This is a genomic window from Curtobacterium sp. PhB170, from assembly GCF_003752345.1.
In the GTDB taxonomy this organism is placed as follows: domain Bacteria; phylum Actinomycetota; class Actinomycetes; order Actinomycetales; family Microbacteriaceae; genus Curtobacterium.
This window is the reverse complement of the sequence record NZ_RJUM01000011.1, coordinates 315,143-330,798: the sequence shown is the minus strand read 5'-3', so window position 1 is coordinate 330,798 and position 15,656 is coordinate 315,143. Positions and strand designations below refer to the sequence as shown.

Sequence of the window (15,656 nt, the reverse complement as noted above, 5' to 3'; positions counted from 1 at the left end):
GTGCGGACGCGCGGTGACCGCCGGAGCGAGCCGCCGGCCGGTCGCTCCGACCCCCGTCGAGCAGGCGCCGCCACCGCCCCTGCAGCAGCCCGACTCCCACGGACGTCGCTCCGACCCTGCGGCTGACGCATGGTTGCCCGAGTCGACCCTCGACCCAGCCACCCGCGCCTGGCTGACCGGTGCCGACCGCCGCAGCACCGAACCGCCGCCCGCGGTGCCGGTCCAACGCCCCGACGACCTCGCCCCGCGCGAGGCGCCGTCGCACGTGCACGGTGCGGGCTCCGGCCTCGGCGACTGGTCGAACGCGGCCGCGCAGCCCGACGCCGTCCCTGCCCCGGACGAACCGCCACTGGACCCGGACGCCTACCGCTCCGAGCCCGCAGACGCCCTCGCCGACGACCCCGAGCGGACCCGGCTGGCTCCTGTCGAGGACCGTCCCGCGACCCCGCCTGGTGCTGACGAGGCGCCGGCACCCGTATGGGCGCCGCCGGTCGCTCCGGCCCCGACCGCGGCGCCGGCCGGACCGTCCTGGTGGGTCGGCCGCGGTGCCACCACCGAGGCCGCGCAGCTCGCGTCCGGAGCCGAGTCCGCTCCTGTCGTCCCGCCGGTCCCGAGTGCACCGGCCGCCGCTGACGACACGTCCCACGACACGCCCGACGACACCGCGGCGTCCCCGCACGCGACGGTCGACGCGCCCGTGCACGTCGAGTCCGACGACGCCGACGACACGTCGTCCACCCGCTCCGGCGAGCCCGTACAGGACGGTGTACTCGACGAACCGACCGCCGCCGCGCCCGTCGTGTCGCCGCCGCAGCCGGGGGACACCGCCGTCGTCGAGCCCCTGATCGACCGCCGACCGCCTCGGCCCGCGCCGCTCGTCACGCCGGGCATGCACGCCACGACCATCTGCCACGTCTGCGGCAACCGCCTCGAGCCCGACGACATCTTCTGCGGCGAGTGCGGAGCAGTCCGCCCCGCCGTGACCGCCGCGTTCACCGGACCGGTCGTGCCGCTGCCGATGGCGCGTCCGGACTGGGCGACCGAGCACTCCGGTGTGGAGTCGGCCGGCGCCGGCGGGTCGTCGTCGACCGACGTGCCGGACGACGAGATCCCGGTCGATGCGCCCGCGGACGACCAGATCACGAGCGACGAGACCGGGTCCGACGAGACCGGGTCCGACGAGACTGGGTCCGACGAGACCGTCGCCGATGACGAGTCGGCCCTGCCGGACAGCGAGGCCTCGCGCCCGGGTGGCCGTCCCCGCGGCGCACACGCGGCGCCGGTGGCCGAGCCGACCGAGCCCGGGGACGCGGCACCGCACGGAGAACCGCAGGACCCCGAACGGTCCTCGGCCCCGCCGGCGCAGGCCCCGCTCGCCGCGCCGCTGCCTCCGGTCCCCGGGGCGACGGCACCCGAGCTCCCGCTCCCGCCGTCGGACCGTCCCGAGGCCAGTGCGGACGCCGACGAGCTCGACGAGGACGTCGACGAGACCCGCATCGTCTCGAAGACCCCGACGCGCGCGCCGTTCCTGCTGCACTTCAGCACGGGCGAGCGGTTCGGGGTGCACGGCACCGGCCTGCTCGGTCGTCTGCCCCGTCCGAAGCCGGGGGAGCGCTACGACGACCTGCTGACCGTCCACGACCCGGGCAAGTCGGTGTCGAAGACCCACCTCGAGCTCGGCCGCGACGGTGACGACCTGTGGGTGTCCGACCGGTTCTCCGGCAACGGCACCGTCGTCCGCCACATCGACGGTTCGATCCGTCGCTGCGAGCCCGGTCGTCGGTACCGCGTGGAGCGCGGGGCTCGGGTGGACATCGGCGAGCAGTTCTTCCTCGTGCAGTAGCGCTGCCGGACTTCTCCACAGATCGGTCGTCGTCGCCCCGGAGACGCCGCCGTCCTGCTGCAATGGAGGCATGACCCCGTTCGCTGCTCGGTGCGTCCTGGTCGGGACCGCCGTCATGCTCGTCCTCGCCGGGGTGTTCGCGCCCCTCGAAGGTGCTTCGCGTGCGGTGGTGTTCGCAGCCGCCGGGTGCTGCGCGGTGCTCGACGTCCTGCTGCACCGGTCCGGCGCAGGCGGGCCCCGCGAACCGGAGTCGCTGGCCGGCGACTACTCCGCCGCGGCGGTCGAGCCCCGCTGTCCGAGCGGACCCGGACGGCTCCTGCTCGGCCACGGCGCGGACGGTGTCCCGTGGGAGACCGACGCAGCCGGTCACGTCGTGGTCGTCGGCACCGGGGCACTCGCCGCCGCGGTGTTCCAGGCGATCGCCGAACAGCTCCGCGCCACCGCCGATCCGTGGGACGACCTCCGCGCAGCCGGCAGACTCGGAACTGTCGCTGGGGACGCCGCGGCGCTGCCCACCGGCGCGGCCCTACCCGACGGTACGGCCCTACCCGACGGCACAGCGGTGCTCGCTCGCCTCGACCGCTCCGGACGTCCGAGCGGCACGGTCGTGCTCGTCCCGGGTCTCGGCACGATGCCGCGGTCGTGGGACACAGCGGTCGAGGTCACCCGCTACGGCTGCACCGTGCGTCGCCCACCCGACCGGCGCGGTGTCACGCTCACACCGGTGCTCCCGGTGCTCCCGGTGCTCCCGGAGCTCCAGGAGCTCGTCGGGTGACGGCCTCAGCGCAAGCCGGAGCCGACCCGGACCGCGCCGACCGGCACGCCACCGCCGAGAACCTGCTCACCCGTCGCGGCCAGGACGTCGGCCACGCCGTCGGCACCCACCAGCCCGTTCCGCTGCAGCAGGGTCAGCGCTGCGAGCGTGCCTGCACGCTGCGACCCGTCCAGCACCTTCACCGCGACCGCGGCCCCACCGGGCAGCCCCATCACCATGACGCCCTCGGCACCGAGCTTCGCCAGGACCTGCAGCCGCTCGATCGTGACGGTGTTGGCCCGCCCGACCCCGTCGATCGCCCACGGGTGCGCCAGCACGGCGTCGGTCAGCGCCGCGGAGTCGTCGTCGGCCCGAGCGACGACGCCGGCGAAGCCGCGTGCCAGTGCGGTCAGCGTGAGCGGGAACACGGGAGCCCCGCAGCCGTCGGTGCCGACCAGGTCGACCGTCTCGTGCGTGTACTCCTCGACGACCGAGCGGACGCGCTGCTGCATCGGGTGCTCGATGTCCAGGTACGTCGCCTCGTCCCACCCGTTGACGCGGCAGGCGGCGAGCATGCCGGCGTGCTTGCCCGAGCAGTTCATCGCCAGGCGCCGGGGGCCGTCCATCGTCCGTCCGGTGGCTCGGTCGAAGGGCATGTCCGGCGGGCATCCGAGGTCGGCTTCGACGTGGTCGAACGACTCGAGCATGTGCAGCGCGAGGGCCTGGTGCGCGGGGGTTCCGGCGTGGCTCGCGGTGGTCAGGACGAGTTCCTCGTCGGAGAACCGGGCACCGGCGCGGCGGACGGCCAGGGCCTGGAACGGCTTCATCGTCGAGCGCGGGTAGATGCTGGCGGCGACGTCGCCGACCGAGTCGACCACGGCACCTGCGGAGTCGACCACGACCCCGGCGCCGATGTGCCGGCTCTCGTCGAACCCCGACCGGTCGAGGACCGCGAGTTCGACCGACCCGTCGGCGGTGAGAGGATGGCGATCAGTGCGGACTTCGTGGCTCACCGTCATGCCGCCATGCTAGCCAGGGCGGACGACCGCCAGTGACGCCGACGAAGGGGCAGCACCCGTGCAGGACCACACCTACGAGGTCTCCGTCAGCTGGACGGGAGACCGCGGCACCGGTACCTCCGGCTACCGCGACTACGGGCGCGACCACGTCGTCTCGGCGGTCGGCAAGCCCGACGTGGCCGGCTCGGCCGACCCAACGTTCCGCGGTGACCGCGACCGCTGGAACCCGGAGGAACTCGTCGTCGCCGCGTTGGCCCAGTGCCACATGCTCAGCTACCTGCACGTCGCGGTGACCCAGGGCTTCACCGTCGTCGACTACCGCGACACGGCCACGGCATCGCTGAACCTGAACCGCGACGGCTCGGGCGAGCTCACCGGGTCGACGCTGCACCCGGTCGTGACGATCCTCGAGGCGGACCGGGTCGCCGACGCCGAAGCCGCCCACGCCACGGCCAACCAGCTGTGCTTCATCGCCCGGTCGGTGTCGTTCCCGGTGCACCACGAGGCCGAGACCGTCGTCCGTGCTGCGACATTGGCAGGGGACTCTTCAACGGGTGGGGCAGACTAGGTTCCCGTGAAGCGTCTGCGCCTGCTCCCGATCGCCCTCGTCCCCGCCGTCGTGCTGGGACTCGCCGCCTGCTCCGGCTCCGGCTCGGACGGGGCCACGGCCTCGCCGACCCCGACCGCCAGCGCGACCGCCTCGGCGATCACGTCCTGCCCGGACCCCGGCAAGTCCTCCGACGCGATCCGCGCGACCGGCTCGTTCGGCGGCACGAAGGCCCCGACGGTGAAGTTCACGGCCGGCCTCTCGGCGAAGAAGCCGCAGGCCACGAAGCTCGTGTCCGGCAAGGGCGCGTCGCTCGACGAGGGCGACTACGCCCAGGTGTCCTACACGGTCTACGAGGCCAAGGACGCCAAGAAGCTCGGCACCGTCGGCTTCGACGAGGGCAACCCGCAGGTCCTGTCCGTCGGCGGCTCGGGCTTCGGAGCCCTGCTCGCCTGCTCGAAGGTCGGCGACCGTGTGGCCGCCGTGGGCCAGTCGTCGGCACTCGGCTTCAACACCGGTGGCGAGATCGTGGTCGTCGCCGACGTCGTCGCGCAGACCCCCACCAAGGCGAACGGCACCCCGAAGGACCAGGACCCGGCACTGCCGACGGTCACGGACAAGTCGAGCGGCGAGCCGGAGATCACGATCCCCGACGGCGTGAAGGCCCCGACGAAGACGACGGTCGAGGTCCTCAAGCAGGGCAACGGCGCCGCGATTGCCGACGGCGACACCGCCCTCGTGCAGTACAAGGGCGTCGTCTACGACACCGGCAAGGAGTTCGACTCCTCGTGGTCGAAGGGCGCCCCGACGACCTTCACGGTCTCCGAGAGCGCACTCATCAAGGGCTTCGTCACGGGCCTCGTCGGCCAGAAGGTCGGCTCCCAGGTGCTGATCGTCGCCACGCCGGAGGACGCCTACGGCGCGACTCCTCGAGAAGGTTCAGGCATCCCGAAGAACGCCACCCTCGTCTTCGTGGTCGACATCCTCGCCAAGGGCTGAGCGCCGAAGTCGACACGACGTGAAGAGGCCGACCACTGACAACAGTGGTCGGCCTCTTCCGTCCTACGACAGCAGTCAGCGGCTCACCTTGGTGACCGTGACAGCTTTCGTCCACGTCACCGAGGCACCTGCTCGATACTCGTAGGCCATCCCGTTCGATGCCCAGAAACTCGTCCGTCGATCTCCGGACTTCACGCCGGTGACCCCCCTCCATGTGCCGGTCTTCGTTCCGGTACCGGTCAAGCCGTACGGCCCGCCCGACGAACGCAGCATGCATGCGCTGGTGGCGGAGCATCCGGGTCCCACCGGTGTGAGCGCACGCGATCGAACGCTCATCGCCGCGAGGATGTCTCCGGTGTCTGGATCGGCCAGGGCCTCGACTGGAGCTGCGCCCTGCATCACGGCATCGATCTCCGCGTGTGACTGGGTCCCCCGCAGATCGGTCAGTACCGCGAGTGTGGTCGGCGCGGGAGTCGTTGCGTTCGCTGCCGTCGGCAGCGCTCCGATCCCCAACACCACGATCACGGCAGCGGCAACTGTGTTCTTCATCGACATCATTCATCCCCTCCTGAGGTTGCGTCGTCACCATAGCGACAGTGAAGTGCGGTGTGCAACATACTGCGCGCCTCGAGTGCGCAGATAGGCTGTGTGCCGTGGACACCCTTGAGAAACGCCGCATCGTCGTCCTCGGCAGCACCGGCTCGATCGGCACGCAGGCGCTCGACGTCGTCGCCCGCAACCCGGACCGGTTCGAGGTCGTCGGTCTGACCGCCGGCAGCAACCGTGACCTCGTCGTCGAACAGGCCGCGCGGTTCGGCGTCCGCGACACGGCGTTCGGGGCGCAGGACTCCGAGCGGCTCGTCCGCAGCGTCGAGGCCGACGTCGTCCTCAACGGCATCACGGGGTCGGTCGGCCTCGGGCCGACGCTCGCGGTGCTCGAGACCGGTGCCACCCTGGCGCTGGCCAACAAGGAGAGCCTCATCGTGGGCGGTTCCCTGGTGCAGCAGGCCGCAGCGCCGGGCCAGATCGTCCCGGTGGACAGTGAGCACTCGGCGATCGCGCAGGCGCTCCGCTCCGGTGCCGACACCGAGGTGCAGCGGCTCGTCCTGACGGCGAGCGGCGGTCCGTTCCGCGGCCGCACCCGCGAGCAGCTCCGCGACGTCACCCCGGCGCAGGCGCTGGCGCACCCCACGTGGGACATGGGCCTCGTCGTCACGACGAACTCCGCCACGCTCGTCAACAAGGGACTCGAGGTCATCGAGGCGCACCTGCTCTTCGGCGTGCCGTACGACCGCATCGAGGTCACGGTGCACGCGCAGTCGATCGTGCACTCGATGGTCGAGTTCGTCGACGGCTCCACCATCGCGCAGGCCTCGCCGCCGGACATGCGTCTGCCGATCGCGCTCGGCCTGGCGTGGCCGGACCGCGTGCCCGGGGTCGGTGTGCCGCTCGACTGGACCACGGCGAGCACCTGGACCTTCGAGCCGCTCGACGCCGACGCGTTCGGCGCCGTCGCCCTCGCGAAGCGTGTCGGTGAGCTCGGCGGGACCTTCCCGGCCGTCTTCAACGCGGCGAACGAGCAGGCCGTGGCCGCGTTCCACGCGGGTGCCATCGGCTTCCTCGACATCGTCGACACGGTCGAGCGCGTCGTCGAGGAGCACACCGCGGGGGAGCCGTCACTCGACGGCGTGCTCGCTGCGGAGCACTGGGCCCGCGCCGCGGCGGACCGCGCGCTGACCCGCTGACGCGATCCGCGCCTCCCGTCGGTCGCATGGTCACCACGTGACGGACTGGGCCCACACCGCCGGTTCCGGCGCGACGCGCCAGCGGCGGGACGGCCGTGCCGGTGGGGAGAGGCCCGTCCCACCTCTCAGACGGCGCTCGGCTCCGTCATGGCAAGCGTCCCGTACCCTTTCCCGGTGACCGTCGAATCCGTCCTGCTCTTCGTCCTCGGCGTGGTCGTCTTCATCGTCGGCCTGCTGGTCTCGATCGGACTCCACGAGCTGGGGCACCTGTCCTTCGCGAAGCTGTTCAACGTCAAGGTGACGCAGTACTCGCTGGGGTTCGGCAAGGCCATGTGGTCGTTCAAGCGGGGTGAGACCGAGTACGGCATCCGCCCGATCCTGCTCGGCGGCTACATCTCGATGGTCGGCATGCTCAAGCCGCGCGCCTCCGGCCGCCCGAGTGCGATCACGAACACCGGCATGTACGGCGCGTTCGTGCAGGACGCCCGTCAGGCCAGCGCGGAGCAGATCGCGGACTCCGGCGGCGACGACTCCCGCGCCTTCTACCGGCTGACCCCGTGGAAGCGCATCATCGTGATGGTCGCTGGCCCCGCGATGAACCTGGTGATCGGGATCGTCCTGTTCGGCGTGCTGTTGTGTGGTTTCGGGTCGCCGACCACGACGTTCACGTCGAGCGTCGACTGCGTTTTGCCGACCAGCCAGACGACCGAGTGCACCTCGGGCGATGCGGAGTCGCCGGCGAAGCAGGCCGGCATCGCGTCGGGCGACGTCGTGCTCTCGGTGAACGGTGAGCAGGACCCGACCATCGCGCGCGTCTCCGAGGTCTTCCAGAAGTCGGCCGGCGAGCAGGTGACGGTCGTCGTCGAGCGTGACGGTGCCCGGAAGACGCTCGAGATCACCCCGACGACCGCCACCCGCGACGTCTACGACGCCGAGGGCAAGGTCGTCACGAACGACGACGGCACGACGAAGACCCAGCGGGTCGGTGTGGTGGGCGTCAGCATCGGGCAGTCGCTCGTGCGGCAGTCGCCGGCCGAGGTGCTGCCCGCGACGGGTGCGCAGATCTCCGCGTCGGCGCACCTGATCATCGATCTGCCGCAGCGGCTGGTCGCCGTCTGGAACGCGGCGTTCGGCGCGCAGGAGCGGTCGCAGGACAGCCCCGTGTCGGTCGTCGGTGTCGGCCGAGCGATCGGCGAGGTCTCGTCGATGAGCGGCGTGCCGGTGGTCGACAAGGCGTACACGATCCTGGGGCTGCTGGCCTCGCTGAACATCGGCCTGTTCGTGCTGAACATGGTGCCGCTGCTGCCGCTCGACGGCGGGCACATCGCCGGCGCCCTGTGGGAGGCGATCAAGCGACGGGCCTTCAAGCTCGTCGGCAAGGCGGACCCGGGCCCCATCGACCTGGCGAAGACGATGCCGCTCACGATGGTCGTCGTGGTGCTGTTGGCGGGGATGAGCGCGCTGCTGATCTACGCCGACATCGTGCGGCCCGTGAACCTGTTCGGGTAGTCGCTGCGGCGCTACGCTCAGCGGATGAGCACAGCGCCCACGAACTCCGGGCCCACCACCGCCGCGCCCGAGGTCCGCACCGTCGAGCGGCAGGGTCTCGACGTCATTGCCGAGTCCGACCGCAAGGGCACCCCGCGGGGACTGTTCTGGCCGTGGTTCGCGGCGAACATCTCCGTCCTCGGCATCGCCTACGGATCGTTCGTCGTCGGGTTCGGGATCTCCTTCTGGCAGGCCACCATCGTCTCGGTCGTCGGGGTGGTGTTCTCGTTCCTGCTGTGCGGCGTCGTCGCGATCGCCGGCAAACGCGGGTCGGCGCCGACGATGGTGCTGAGCCGTGCGGCCTTCGGGGTCCGCGGCAACCGGGTGCCCTCGTTCCTCAGCTGGATCCTCACCGTCGGGTGGGAGACCGCCCTCGCCGCGCTGGCGGTCCTCGCGACCTCGACGGTCTTCACCGAGCTCGGCTGGGATGGCGGGGTGCTGACGAAGGTCGTCGCCCTCGTCGTGGTCGCCGCGCTCGTGGTCGGGGCCGGCGTCGCGGGCTTCGACGTCATCATGCGCCTGCAGACCTGGATCACGGTGATCACCGCTGTGCTGACGGTCGTCTACGTGGTGCTCGCGGTGCCGTCCATCGACTTCGGCGCGATCGCCGCGCTGCCGACGGGCAGCAGCCAGCAGTTCATCGGAGCACTCGTCCTGGTGATGACCGGGTTCGGCCTCGGCTGGGTGAACGCCGCTGCCGACTACTCGCGGTACCTGCCGCGGTCGTCGTCCACCGGGGGAGTCGTCGGGTGGACGACCTTCGGCGGGGCGCTCGCACCGGCCGTCCTCGTGGTCTTCGGTGTCCTGCTCGCCGGTTCGTCGCCGGACCTGAACGCCGCGATCGGTGCCGACCCGATCGGTGCCCTCACGTCGATCCTGCCGGTGTGGTTCCTCATCCCGTTCGCCCTCGTCGCGATCCTCGGGCTCGTCGGCGGCGCGGTGCTCGACATCTACTCGTCGGGCCTCGCGCTGCTGAGCGTCGGCGTGAAGATCCCACGGCCGGTCGCCGCCGGAGTGGACGGCGTGTTCATGGTGGCGGGTGCGATCTACATCGCCTTCTTCGCGACGGACTTCGTCGGCCCGTTCCAGGCGTTCCTCATCACCCTCGGCGTCCCGATCGCCGCCTGGGCCGGCATCTTCGTCGCCGACGTCCTGCTGCGGCGCACGGCCTACGCGGAATCCGAACTCGACGACCGTCGCGGCCGCTACGGCGACGTCCGGTGGGGCGCGATCGCCCTGGTCGCGGTCGGCACGGCGCTCGGGTGGGGCCTCGTCACGCTGGCGTCACCGGCGTGGCTGTCGTGGCAGGGCTACCTGCTCGGACCGTTCGGCCTCGGCGGACGCGACGGCGCCTGGGCCTACGCGAACCTCGGCGTGCTGGTCGCGCTCGTCGTCGGGTTCCTCGGCACCCTGCTGTTCGCCCGGGGCTCCGTGCGACGACAGGAAGCACAGCGGTGAGCACGACCGTCCCCGACGACGCCTGGCTCGTCGTCATCGACATGCAGCAGGTCTTCACGGGGGAGTCCCCGTGGGCCGCGCCGCGGTACGACCACGCCGGAGTCGGCATCGAGCGCCTGCTGCCCCGCTTCACCGGACGCACGGTGTTCACCCGGTTCGTCGCACCCCAGCGCCCGCAGGGCGCCTGGGTGCCGTACTACCGCGAGTGGCCCTTCGCCCTCGTGCCGGACGCCGACCCGCTGTACGTGCTGACCGAGCCCTTCGCGAGTGCGGCAGGGGACCGGAACGACCCCGTCGTGACCGAGCCGACGTTCGGCAAGTGGGGGACGGGCCTCCAGGCAGTCGTCGGTGACCACCCGCACCTGGTGCTCACGGGGGTGTCGACCGACTGCTGCGTGCTGTCGACCGCCCTGGCGGCGGCGGACGCCGGAGCGACCGTGACGGTCGTCGCGGACGCGTGCGCCGGGGCGAGCGACGCGGACCACGAGCGGGCGCTCGACGCGATGCGGCTGTACGCGCCGCTCATCACCGTGGTGGACAGCGCCGCTCGGCTCTGAGCGTCCGGTGTGACCGGGCCGGGACGGTCGGAGCGAGCGCGTAGAGTGCTCACGTGCCCGCTGTGAACCTCGGTATGCCCAAGTCGCCCGAAACCCTCGCCCCCCGACGCAAGTCGCGCCAGATCCGGGTCGGCAAGGTGCTCGTGGGCGGCGATGCTCCGGTGTCCGTCCAGTCGATGACCACCACACCGACGACGAACATCAACGCGACGCTGCAGCAGATCGCCGAGCTCACGGCCTCGGGCTGCGACATCGTCCGGGTCGCCGTGCCGACGCAGGAAGACGCCGACGCGCTGCCGATCATCGCGAAGAAGTCGCAGATCCCGGTCATCGCCGACATCCACTTCCAGCCGAAGTACGTGTTCCAGGCGATCGACGCCGGCTGCGCCGCGGTCCGCGTGAACCCGGGCAACATCCGCAAGTTCGACGACCAGGTCGGTGCCATCGCCGCCGCGGCGAAGGCCGCAGGCGTGTCGCTCCGCATCGGCGTCAACGCCGGGTCGCTCGAGCCGAGCCTGCTGCAGAAGTACGGCAAGGCCACACCCGAGGCGCTCGTCGAGTCCGCCGTGTGGGAAGCCAGCCTGTTCGAGGAGCACGACTTCCACGACTTCAAGATCTCGGTCAAGCACAACGACCCGATCGTCATGGTCAAGGCCTACCGCCAGCTCGCCGCCGCCGGTGACTGGCCGTTGCACCTCGGTGTGACCGAGGCAGGCCCCGAGTTCCAGGGCACCATCAAGAGCGCCACCGCGTTCGGCATCCTGCTGGCCGAGGGCATCGGCGACACCATCCGCGTGTCCCTGTCCGCGCCGCCCGCGCAAGAGGTGAAGGTCGGCCTGCAGATCCTGCAGTCGCTCAACCTGCGCGAGCGCAAGCTCGAGATCGTCTCGTGCCCGAGCTGCGGCCGGGCCCAGGTCGACGTCTACCAGCTGGCGAACGACGTCACGAAGGGGCTCGAGGGCATGTCCGTCCCCCTGCGCGTCGCCGTCATGGGCTGCGTCGTGAACGGCCCGGGCGAGGCGCGCGAGGCCGACCTCGGCGTGGCGTCGGGCAACGGCAAGGGCCAGATCTTCGTCAAGGGCAAGGTCGTCAAGACGGTGCCGGAGCACGAGATCGTGCAGACCCTCATCGCCGAGGCGAACCGCATCGCCGACGAGATGGGCCCGGAGGCCGCGCTCGGCAGCCCCGAGGTCATCACCACCCCGTAGGTCGCGCTCCGGCACGGTGCGGATTCCGCCACCGTGTGCCGGGTTGACGGCTCGGTGCGGGGTCAGCGGGCGGCACGGTGCGGCTGAGGCCGCACCGGTCGGCGAACCTCGCACGGTGCGCGTCCGCGCTCGACGAGCGTCGCGGGCGTCCCGTCCGGGAGGCCCGTGGCGGCCTTGCACCGGGCGTCCCGTCCGCACCGTGCGGACTTCGCGAACCCGTGACGGGTCAGCAGTCCGGTGCGCGCTTGTGACACCGCACGATGCGGCTTGCGCCGCACCGTGCGGCGAACCTCGCACGGTGCGCGCCCGCCCGGACCTCGCACTGTGCGGCGAACCTCGCACGGTGCGCGCCCGCCCGGACCTCGCACCGTGCGGCGAACCTCGCACGGTGCCCGCCCGCCCGGACCTTGCACCGTGCGGCGAACCTCGCACGGTGCGCCCCCTCCCGTGCCGCGCCGTCGGCGCACGCCGCTAGGCTGGCCCCGTGGTCACACGGCTTTCGCATCTGTTCCTCCGTACGCTCCGCGACGACCCCTCCGACGCCGAGGTGACGAGCCACAAGCTGCTCGTCCGCGCCGGGTACGTCCGTCGCCAGTCCCCGGGGATCTTCGCCTGGCTGCCGCTCGGTCTCCGGGTGCGCGCCAAGATCGAGGGGATCATCCGCGACGAGATGGTCGCCGCGGGTGCGCAGGAAGTGCTCCTGCCGGCGCTGCTGCCGCGCGAGCCGTACGAGGCGACGAACCGCTGGACCGAGTACGGCGACGGCATGTTCCGCCTGCAGGACCGCAAGGGTTCCGACTACCTGCTCGCCCCCACGCACGAAGAGATGTTCGCGCTCCTGGTGAAGGACCTGTACTCGTCGTACAAGGACCTCCCCGTCACGCTGTTCCAGATCCAGGACAAGTACCGCGACGAGGCGCGCCCGCGCGCGGGGCTGCTGCGCGGTCGCGAGTTCACCATGAAGGACGCGTACTCGTTCGACCTCACCGACGAGGGCCTCGAGCGCAGCTACCAGGTCATGCGCGACGCGTACGAGAAGATCTTCGCCCGCCTCGGCCTCGAGTACGTCATCGTCAAGGCGGACGCCGGCGCGATGGGCGGCTCCAAGTCGGAGGAGTTCCTGCACCCGATCGCCGTGGGCGAGGACACCTTCGTCCGCAGCGCCAACGGCTACGCGGCGAACGTCGAGGCCTACGTCACGCCGGTGCCCGCGTCCCTGCCGATCGAGGGCCAGCCGGGCGCGGTGCTCCTGCCGTCGTCGGACACCCCGACGATCGACACGCTCGTCGCCCACGCGAACGAGGTCGCCCCGCGCGACGGCGCGCCGTGGACCGCCGCGGACACGCTGAAGAACGTCGTCCTCGCCCTCACCCACCTGGACGGCACGCGCGAGGTCGTGGTCGTCGGGCTCCCCGGTGACCGCGACGTCGACCTGAAGCGCGCCGAGGTGGCGTTCGCCCCGGCCGAGGTCGAAGCCGCAGGCGACGACGACTTCAAGAAGCACAAGGGCCTGGTCAAGGGCTACATCGGCCCGCAGGTCCTCGGCGCCGACAGTGCCACGGGCATCCGGTACTTCGTCGATCCGCGCGTGGTCGACGGCACGGCCTGGGTCACCGGCGCCAACGAGCGCGGCGTGCACGTCTCGGGCCTGGTCGCCGGCCGTGACTTCGTGGCCGACGGTGTCGCCGAGGTCTCCGACGTCCGCGCGGGGGACCCGTCGCCCGACGGCTCGGGTCCGCTCGAGACCGCCCGCGGCATGGAGATCGGGCACGTCTTCCAGCTCGGCCGCAAGTACGCCGAGGCCCTTGGGCTCAAGGTGCAGGACGAGAACGGCAAGCTCGCGACCGTCACGATGGGCTCGTACGGCATCGGCGTGACGCGCATCCTGGCGATCCTGGCCGAGGCGCACAACGACGACAAGGGCCTGGCCTGGCCGAAGAACGTCGCACCGTTCGACGTGCACATCGTCGCCACCGGCCGTGACCAGGTCGCCTACGAGCTGGCGACGTCGATCGTCGCCGAGCTCGAGGGCGAGCGGTTCGACGTGCTCTACGACGACCGTCCGAAGGTGTCGCCCGGCGTCAAGCTCCGCGACGCCGAGCTGCTCGGCATGCCGATCGTGGTGGTCGCCGGCCGCGGCGCCGCCGACGGCGTCGTCGAGTTGTGGAACCGGGCCAGCGGCGAACGCCGCGACGTGCCGGTCGCCGAGTTGCTCGACGCGGTCCGCGCGATCTAGTCGGTCGCGTCCTGGACGCGACCGACACGACGCCGTCGTGTCCGCCGGACACCGCCAACGCGACGAGACGCCGCCGAATCCGGCGGCGTCTCGCGCACCTCGCGGCGTCTCGACGACACGGCGGCTCCTGCGCCTCTGGACGTGACCACCTGACGGACGGGAGGCCCGTGGCGACGCCGCCACGGGCCTCCCGTCCGTCTCGGCTCGGGTCCGCGAGCCGCAGTGCGGTACGCTTGTGGCCGACTTCTGCGACGGTTCCATCCGCAGGAGCGACTCATCTGAATACGGAGGCACCTCGGTGAAGATCGATCTCGCAGTCCTGCGACTCATGGAGCGCGAGCGGGAGATCCCGTTCGACGAACTGGTCCAGATCATCGAATCTGCCATCCTGACCGCCTACCAGAAGCACGCCGAAGAGAACGGCGAGCCGGCCCACGCGCAGTCGCGTGTCGAGCTCGACCGCAAGTCCGGCGAGGTCAGTGTCTACGTCCCCGAGCTCGACGACGAGGGCACCGTCATCGGTGAAGCCGTCGACCAGCCGAGCGACTTCGGTCGCATCGCGGCCTTCGCGGCGAAGCAGGTCATCAACCAGCGACTGCGCGACATCGGTGACGACAAGATCCTCGGCGAGTTCCGTGGCAAGGAAGGCGACATCGTCGCCGGTGTGGTCCAGCAGGGCCCGAACCCGCGCATGGTGATGGTCGACCTCGGCACGGTCGAGGCGATCCTGCCGCCCGAAGAGCAGGTGCCGGGCGAGTCCTACGCGCACGGGTCGCGCATCCGCGTGTACGTGACGAGCGTCGCCCGCGGCAACAAGGGTCCGCAGATCACGGTGTCGCGCACCCACCCGGGCCTGGTCCGGAAGCTCTTCGCCCTCGAGGTGCCGGAGATCGCCTCGGGCGTCGTGGAGATCACGTCGCTCGCGCGCGAAGCCGGTCACCGCACGAAGATCGCGGTCAAGGCGAACGAGCCCGGCGTCAACGCGAAGGGTGCCTGCATCGGCGAGCTGGGCGCGCGCGTGCGTGCCGTCACCAACGAGCTCGGTGCCGAGAAGGTCGACATCGTGGACTGGTCCCCGGACCTGTCGGCGTTCGTCGCGAGCGCCCTGTCGCCGGCCAAGGTGACCAGCGCCTTCGTGCTCGACGCGTCGACCAAGGCCGTCCGCGCACTCGTGCCGGACTACCAGCTGTCGCTCGCGATCGGCAAGGAAGGGCAGAACGCCCGCCTGGCCGCCAAGCTCACCGGGGCCCGGATCGACATCCAGCCGGACTCCATCCTGGACGGCGACGACTAGGCGATTTCGCCGCCGGCGTGCCCAGAAGGGCGCGCCGGATCGCGGACGTCCGAGGCAAGGAGTAGAGTGGTTCCCGTCAGAACGTGCATCGGCAGTCGTCGTCGCGCTTCCCGATCCTCACTTCTCCGAGTCGTCGCCCTGAGCGACGGCCGCGTCGTGGCGGATCCGAAGGCAGTCATGCCGGGCCGGGGAGCATGGCTCACACCGACCGTTGATGCCTACGATCTGGCCGTCAAGCGCAGGGCTTTCCGCCGTGCGCTCCGGTTGGATCGCGATCCCGACACGTCCGCGGTGCTCGACCACATCGTCGGCCTCTCACGAGCGTCGACCGAGCGCCCGGACATGACAGAACAGGCTGAACGGCTTATGGACAACTGATGAGCGGCTCGAAATGAGACCCGTCATCCATTGAGTCCTGCCCTTTACGGGGTGGGACCCGTGAAGGAGA

Annotated in this window: 14 protein-coding genes; 12 read left to right on the top strand and 2 right to left on the bottom strand. The window is 71.3% G+C overall.

Translation table 11 applies throughout. From position 1 onward, the window contains the following. Positions 1–133: 133 nt before the first annotated feature. Both EDF40_RS12365 and EDF40_RS12360 read left to right on the top strand, forming a co-directional pair. A complete protein-coding gene (locus EDF40_RS12365; protein ID WP_185003013.1) occupies positions 134–1,843 on the top strand; it encodes an FHA domain-containing protein in 1,710 nt (569 codons plus the stop codon). A 70-nt stretch (positions 1,844–1,913) separates the two neighbouring features. After that, complete coding sequence (locus EDF40_RS12360) at positions 1,914–2,618, top strand: hypothetical protein (RefSeq protein ID WP_123339736.1); 705 nt, start codon at positions 1,914–1,916, stop codon at positions 2,616–2,618. A 5-nt stretch (positions 2,619–2,623) separates the two neighbouring features. Here EDF40_RS12360 and EDF40_RS12355 read toward each other — a convergent pair whose 3' ends face one another. Then, complete coding sequence (locus tag EDF40_RS12355; protein ID WP_123339735.1) at positions 2,624–3,616, bottom strand: asparaginase; 993 nt, start codon at positions 3,614–3,616, stop codon at positions 2,624–2,626. A 58-nt stretch (positions 3,617–3,674) separates the two neighbouring features. On the opposite strand from EDF40_RS12355, the gene EDF40_RS12350 reads away from it, so the two are divergent. Together EDF40_RS12350 and EDF40_RS12345 are read left to right on the top strand one after the other, a co-directional pair. Continuing rightward, complete coding sequence (locus EDF40_RS12350) at positions 3,675–4,184, top strand: OsmC family protein (RefSeq protein WP_123339734.1); 510 nt, start codon at positions 3,675–3,677, stop codon at positions 4,182–4,184. A gap of 6 nt (positions 4,185–4,190) precedes the next feature. Then, positions 4,191–5,162, top strand: coding sequence for an FKBP-type peptidyl-prolyl cis-trans isomerase (locus EDF40_RS12345; protein WP_123339733.1), 972 nt, complete (start codon positions 4,191–4,193; stop codon positions 5,160–5,162). Positions 5,163–5,237: 75 nt separating this feature from the next. Here the strand turns inward: EDF40_RS12345 and EDF40_RS18900 are convergent, their stop codons facing one another. Then, positions 5,238–5,717 (bottom strand): hypothetical protein, encoded by a 480-nt coding sequence (locus EDF40_RS18900; protein WP_148053826.1) that lies wholly within the window; start codon positions 5,715–5,717, stop codon positions 5,238–5,240. Between the two features lie 98 nt (positions 5,718–5,815). Between EDF40_RS18900 and dxr the strand changes: the two genes are divergently transcribed. The 8 genes from dxr to EDF40_RS12305 all read left to right on the top strand — a co-directional run bounded on the left by dxr (position 5,816) and on the right by EDF40_RS12305 (position 15,586). Continuing rightward, positions 5,816–6,907: a 1-deoxy-D-xylulose-5-phosphate reductoisomerase gene (dxr, locus tag EDF40_RS12340; RefSeq protein ID WP_123339732.1), complete on the top strand. Its 1,092-nt coding sequence runs from the start codon at positions 5,816–5,818 to the stop codon at positions 6,905–6,907. Positions 6,908–7,081: 174 nt separating this feature from the next. After that, positions 7,082–8,416 (top strand): RIP metalloprotease, encoded by a 1,335-nt coding sequence (locus EDF40_RS12335; protein WP_185003011.1) that lies wholly within the window; start codon positions 7,082–7,084, stop codon positions 8,414–8,416. A 24-nt stretch (positions 8,417–8,440) separates the two neighbouring features. Beyond that, positions 8,441–9,913 (top strand): cytosine permease, encoded by a 1,473-nt coding sequence (locus tag EDF40_RS12330; protein ID WP_123339730.1) that lies wholly within the window; start codon positions 8,441–8,443, stop codon positions 9,911–9,913. After that, positions 9,910–10,470 carry a cysteine hydrolase family protein gene (locus EDF40_RS12325; RefSeq protein ID WP_123339729.1) on the top strand — a complete coding sequence of 187 codons (561 nt, stop codon included), beginning with the start codon at positions 9,910–9,912 and terminating at the stop codon, positions 10,468–10,470. The genes EDF40_RS12330 and EDF40_RS12325 overlap by 4 nt, the downstream gene beginning before the upstream one ends. Positions 10,471–10,544: 74 nt before the next feature. After that, positions 10,545–11,678: a flavodoxin-dependent (E)-4-hydroxy-3-methylbut-2-enyl-diphosphate synthase gene (gene ispG / locus EDF40_RS12320; RefSeq protein WP_111083888.1), complete on the top strand. Its 1,134-nt coding sequence runs from the start codon at positions 10,545–10,547 to the stop codon at positions 11,676–11,678. 484 nt (positions 11,679–12,162) lie between these two features. Continuing rightward, a complete protein-coding gene (locus EDF40_RS12315) occupies positions 12,163–13,914 on the top strand; it encodes a proline--tRNA ligase (protein WP_123339728.1) in 1,752 nt (583 codons plus the stop codon). A gap of 298 nt (positions 13,915–14,212) precedes the next feature. Further along, complete coding sequence (gene nusA, locus EDF40_RS12310; RefSeq protein WP_111083890.1) at positions 14,213–15,208, top strand: transcription termination factor NusA; 996 nt, start codon at positions 14,213–14,215, stop codon at positions 15,206–15,208. Positions 15,209–15,274: 66 nt separating this feature from the next. Then, positions 15,275–15,586: a YlxR family protein gene (locus tag EDF40_RS12305; protein ID WP_111083891.1), complete on the top strand. Its 312-nt coding sequence runs from the start codon at positions 15,275–15,277 to the stop codon at positions 15,584–15,586. The last annotated feature ends 70 nt before the right edge of the window (positions 15,587–15,656 follow it).